This window comes from Pseudomonas emilianonis, assembly GCF_023072625.1.
GTDB lineage: Bacteria > Pseudomonadota > Gammaproteobacteria > Pseudomonadales > Pseudomonadaceae > Aquipseudomonas > Aquipseudomonas paraveronii.
In genome coordinates, this window is the sequence record NZ_JAKNRV010000386.1 from 1 (window position 1) to 4606 (window position 4606).

General features: G+C 62.2%; 5 protein-coding genes. 3 read left to right on the top strand and 2 right to left on the bottom strand.

The genetic code is table 11. The features are described from left to right. Positions 1 to 135 precede the first annotated feature (135 nt). The 3 genes from L9Z73_RS25790 to L9Z73_RS25800 all read left to right on the top strand — a co-directional run bounded on the left by L9Z73_RS25790 (position 136) and on the right by L9Z73_RS25800 (position 2727). Positions 136 to 1401 (top strand): ABC transporter permease, encoded by a 1266-nt coding sequence (locus L9Z73_RS25790; RefSeq protein WP_247407211.1) that lies wholly within the window; start codon positions 136 to 138, stop codon positions 1399 to 1401. 11 nt (positions 1402 to 1412) lie between these two features. After that, positions 1413 to 1934 carry a DUF3299 domain-containing protein gene (locus L9Z73_RS25795; protein WP_247407212.1) on the top strand — a complete coding sequence of 174 codons (522 nt, stop codon included), beginning with the start codon at positions 1413 to 1415 and terminating at the stop codon, positions 1932 to 1934. A 94-nt stretch (positions 1935 to 2028) separates the two neighbouring features. Next, the gene (locus tag L9Z73_RS25800; protein ID WP_247407213.1) at positions 2029 to 2727 is read left to right on the top strand and encodes an OmpW/AlkL family protein; all 699 of its coding nucleotides are present in this window, start codon (positions 2029 to 2031) and stop codon (positions 2725 to 2727) included. Between the two features lie 133 nt (positions 2728 to 2860). On the opposite strand, the gene L9Z73_RS25805 is transcribed toward L9Z73_RS25800, so the two are convergent. Together L9Z73_RS25805 and L9Z73_RS25810 are read right to left on the bottom strand one after the other, a co-directional pair. Next, entirely contained in the window at positions 2861 to 3745 is an 885-nt protein-coding gene (locus L9Z73_RS25805) for a sugar nucleotide-binding protein (RefSeq protein WP_247407214.1), read from the bottom strand. A 325-nt stretch (positions 3746 to 4070) separates the two neighbouring features. Continuing rightward, on the bottom strand, positions 4071 to 4606 hold a 536-nt coding region (locus L9Z73_RS25810), incomplete at its 5' end, for an alpha/beta hydrolase family protein (RefSeq protein WP_247407215.1).

A 4606-nucleotide genomic window follows, 5' to 3' on the forward strand; every position in this document is an offset into this window, starting at 1 on the left:
GAGCATAAGGCCTCCGGTTCTCGATCTTTGTTGTTATGCCCGCCATTAAGCGCGCATGCGCGCACAGGGACAAGGGCGGCCTGACCAACTGCCCCGCGTGAGACGCAGCGTCTCATTCGGCCGCAGAGGTTTGAGATGTATCTGTTCCGTCTAGCCATGGCCAGCCTGGCTAACCGCCGCTTTACCGCGATCCTCACCGCCTTCGCCATCGCCCTCTCGGTGTGCCTGCTGTTGGCTGTGGAGCGGGTGCGCGTTGAAGCGCGCAACAGTTTCGCCAGCACCATCAGCGGCACCGACCTGATCGTCGGCGCGCGCTCCGGTTCGGTCAACCTGCTGCTGTATTCAGTGTTCCGCATCGGCAACGCGACCAACAATATCCGCTGGGACAGCTACGAACACTTCGCCGCCAGCCCCCAGGTGAAATGGGCCATTCCGATGTCCCTCGGCGACTCCCATCGCGGCTACCGGGTGATGGGCACCAACGCGTCCTACTTCGAGCACTACCAGTACGGCCGCAAGCAAAACCTCGAGCTGGCCAGCGGCCGCGCCTTCGCCACCGATCCGTTCGAAGTGGTGCTCGGCGCCGAAGTCGCCGAAGCGCTGCACTACAAGCTCGGCGACAAGCTGGTGCTGGCCCACGGCGTGGCGGTGGTCAGCCTGGTCAAGCACGATGACAAACCGTTCACCGTGGTCGGCATCCTCAAGCGCACCGGCACCCCGGTGGACCGCACGCTGCATATCAGCCTCGGCGGCATGGAAGCGATCCATATCGACTGGCACAACGGCGTACCCGCCCAGGGCAAAGGCCGCATCAGTGCCGATCAGGCGCGCAACATGGACCTGACCCCGCAAGCGATCACCGCCTTCATGCTCGGGTTGAACAACAAGATTTCCACCTTCGCCCTGCAGCGCGAGATCAATGAATTCCGCGGCGAGCCGATGCTGGCGATTCTGCCCGGCGTGGCGCTGCAAGAGCTGTGGAGCATGATGGGCACTGCGGAAAAGGCGTTGTTCGTGATCTCGCTGTTCGTGGTGCTGACCGGCTTGATCGGCATGCTCACCGCGATTCTCACCAGCCTCAACGAGCGCCGTCGCGAAATGGCGATCCTGCGCTCGGTGGGCGCACGGCCCTGGCATATCGCGACGCTGCTGATCTTCGAAGCCTTTGCCCTGGCGCTGTCCGGTGTGATCGCAGGCGTGGGTTTGCTGTACGTGTGCATCGCGGCTTCGCGCGGGTATTTGCAGGCCAACTACGGCCTGGACCTGCCGATGGCCTGGCCCAGCGAATATGAGTGGACCTTGCTCGCCGGTATCCTGGCGGCGGCGCTGCTGATGGGCAGCGTGCCCGCGTGGCGTGCCTATCGACAATCCTTGGCCGATGGCCTGTCCATACGTTTATGAGGAAGGCTTCGATGCGTCGTGCCCTGTTTACCCTGTTGTTGCTGCTGGCCGCGCCCGCCTGGGCGGAGGATCAGCCCAAGGATTTGTCCTGGCAGGAGATGATTCCGCCGGACGCGCCGCCGGAAGTCCCCAATATGAAACCGCTGCACAACCTGTCGAAGATGGCCGATGCCTTGTCGGTCGAGGCCGCACCAGCGGCCAAGCAGGACTTGCCCAACGCGCCGGTGGTGCAGAGCCTCGACGGCCAACATATCCGCCTGCCGGGCTATATCGTGCCGCTGGAGGTCAGTGAAGAAGGCCGCACCACCGAGTTCCTGCTGGTGCCGTATTTCGGCGCGTGCATCCACGTACCGCCGCCGCCGTCGAACCAAATCGTGCATGTGAAAAGCGAAGTCGGCGTGAAGCTCGATGAGCTGTATCAGCCGTATTGGATCGAGGGCGCGATGCAGGTCAAACCGTCGTCCAGTGAGTTGGCCGACGCGGGCTACCAAATGGACGCCGAGAAGATTTACATCTACGAACTGCCGGAATAGCGCTTATCACCCTTTCATTGAGCTGTGTCAAAAGACCAAGCGGAACGATCTTTACCATTGGATGTACAACCTTTAAATGTCCTCTGGAGCTCCCATGAACAAGTCTCTGCTCGGTGCGTCCCTTTTCGCCCTCGCCCTCGCTGCCCCTGTTGCCCACGCTTACGAGGCCGGTGACATCCTGGTTCGTGCCGGTGCAATCACCGTGAACCCGAATACCGACAGCGGCAACGTCAAAGTTGACCAGGGTCCATTGAGCGGCGCCAACCTGGGTGGCAAAGCGACCTTGAGCAGCGACACGCAACTGGGTCTGAACTTCGCTTACATGTTCACCAGCCACTGGGGTATCGAACTGCTGGCGGCCTCCCCGTTCTCGCATGACGTGAAGCTCAAGGGCACCTCTGTGGGCGCAGCCAACGGTAAGCTCGGCTCCCTGAAACAACTGCCGCCAACCCTGAGCGTCGTGTACTACCCGCTGGACAGCGCGTCGAAGTTCCAACCCTATGTGGGTGCCGGTATCAACTACACCTGGATCTATGACGAGAGCCTCAGCGGCACCGCGAAACAAAACGGTTTCAGCAACTTCAAGGCTGAGAACTCCTGGGGCTGGGCCGCGCAGATCGGCGCCGACTACATGATCACCGACAAGTGGATGATCAACGGCCAGGTACGTTATATCGACATCAGCACCACGGCCACCGTGGACAACAACGCCCTGGGCCAAGGCACCCGCGCCAAGGTCAATGTGGACGTTGACCCGCTCGTTTACATGGTTGGTATCGGCTACAAGTTCTAAGCGATATCGAACATACGCTACAAAACAATGTGGGAGGGGGCTTGCCCCCGATAGCAGTGGCTCAGTCAATGAATCTGTTGACTGACGGCGCTATCGGGAGCAAGCCCCCTCCCACATTTTGCTTTGGGGTGTTTCAGCTACGGCGGTAGAACCGATCCAGCAACGCCGGCAACCCCGCCCGCCACGCCCGTGGCTTGATGCCGAAGGTATGCAGGATTTTCTTGCAGGCCAGCACCGCGTGTTGCGGTTCCTCACCGGCATCCGGCCGAGCCGCATGGGCCTGGGCGGTGGGGGCTTCGATGGCCAGCGCACGGAAGCTGCGCGCTTCGGTGAGGATTGCCTGGCCCAGCGCCAACGGCGTGGTCGCCTCGTGACCGGCGTAGTGATAAGTGCCCCACAGCGGCGCCGCACAATCGAGTTGCTTGAGCACGGAGATGATCACCCGCGCTGCATCGTCCACCGGCGTCGGGTTGCCGCGACGGTCGTCGGCCATCAGCAATTCTTCAGTCTTCTCGGCCCGCGCCAGGAAACGCCCGAGGGTGCCGTCGACACTGTCATCCAGCAGCCAGCCAAAGCGCAGCAACACATGCTGCGGGCACGTGGCGCGCACGCTTTGCTCGATACGCCACAACGCCTGGCCGCGCAGGCCCAGGGGCACCGGCTCGTCCTTTTCGCTGTAGGCGGTGGCGCGGGAGCCATCGAATACGCGGTAGCTGGACGGTTGGACCAACGTGATGTTGTGGTGCTGGCACAGTTCGGCCAGGCGTTCGATCGCAGACTCCTGGGCGGCCAGACGGCTTTCGCTGACCGCTTCGGCCTGGAACCAGTCGAAATAGTAGGCGAGGTTGATCAACGCATCGGGACGGGTGTCGTCGAGCAATTGGGTAAGGCTCGCGGCATCCCAGCCGTCTTGGGGCGGTTTGGGGGCGAGGAAACCGATGTCTTCCTCTGCACCGAGGCGAATCAGCGCCTGCCCGAGGGCATTCCCGCCGCCCAATAACATAAGGCGCATTCGCATAGATTGAGCAGGCCCGGTCTGTTTGGAACGATGGTTAGTATCGACAGGCGTTTGAGCCTTGCCGTGGGTATTTGCCAGAATCGTTGCATTTTGCGGGTTTGTAGCGCAACCGTCACGGATAAAGTGCGGGCTTGCACGTTGTAGTGCTCACTTTGAGGGCGTGCTCGCGATGGCGTCAGCCCAGGCTCAATCGTTGAGTCAGCGACTGCCCCGTCACCAGCACCGAAGCCGGCACCTCAGCTTGCGGCTCGACTGGAGCGAAGTGCTCCAGCCCCTGGGCGACTTCAAGTGGCGCACGCTGCTGATCGCCGGCGGGCTGAAGCCATTATCGAGATTGAATAATGCTCAACCGCTCCCCCACCACCATTTCGGTAATCCAGTCCACCAGGATCGACGTGTAGGCCTGCTGGGACACCGGGTCGCTCAAGGAGTGGTCAGCGCCATCGATGATGCGGTGGGTCAGGGAATGGGTCTGCCGGCACGCCGCTCGGTAGCTCATGATGGTGGTGTGGGGCACATGGTCGTCGGTTTCCGATTCGACGATCAGCACATCGCCGCTGAATGCCGCGCAGGCGTGCAGCGCACGGTTGGTTTCGGCCTGCACCAGGGTGTTGCGGTAATCCATCAAATCGACCTTATCCAGATCGCGCTTGGGCTTGAGCCATTCCTGGTCGCGATACAAGGCTGGCACGCGCAGCGCCAGCCAACGCACCGGGCGCATCGAGGTGAGGATGGCCGCCAGGTAGCCGCCGTAACTGGTGCCCACCACCGCGACCGCCGAGGTGTCGATGGCCGGGTGGGAGAGCAGCCGGTCGTAGGCGGCCATCAGGTCGCGCAGGTTGTCTTCGCGGGTCACGCGCG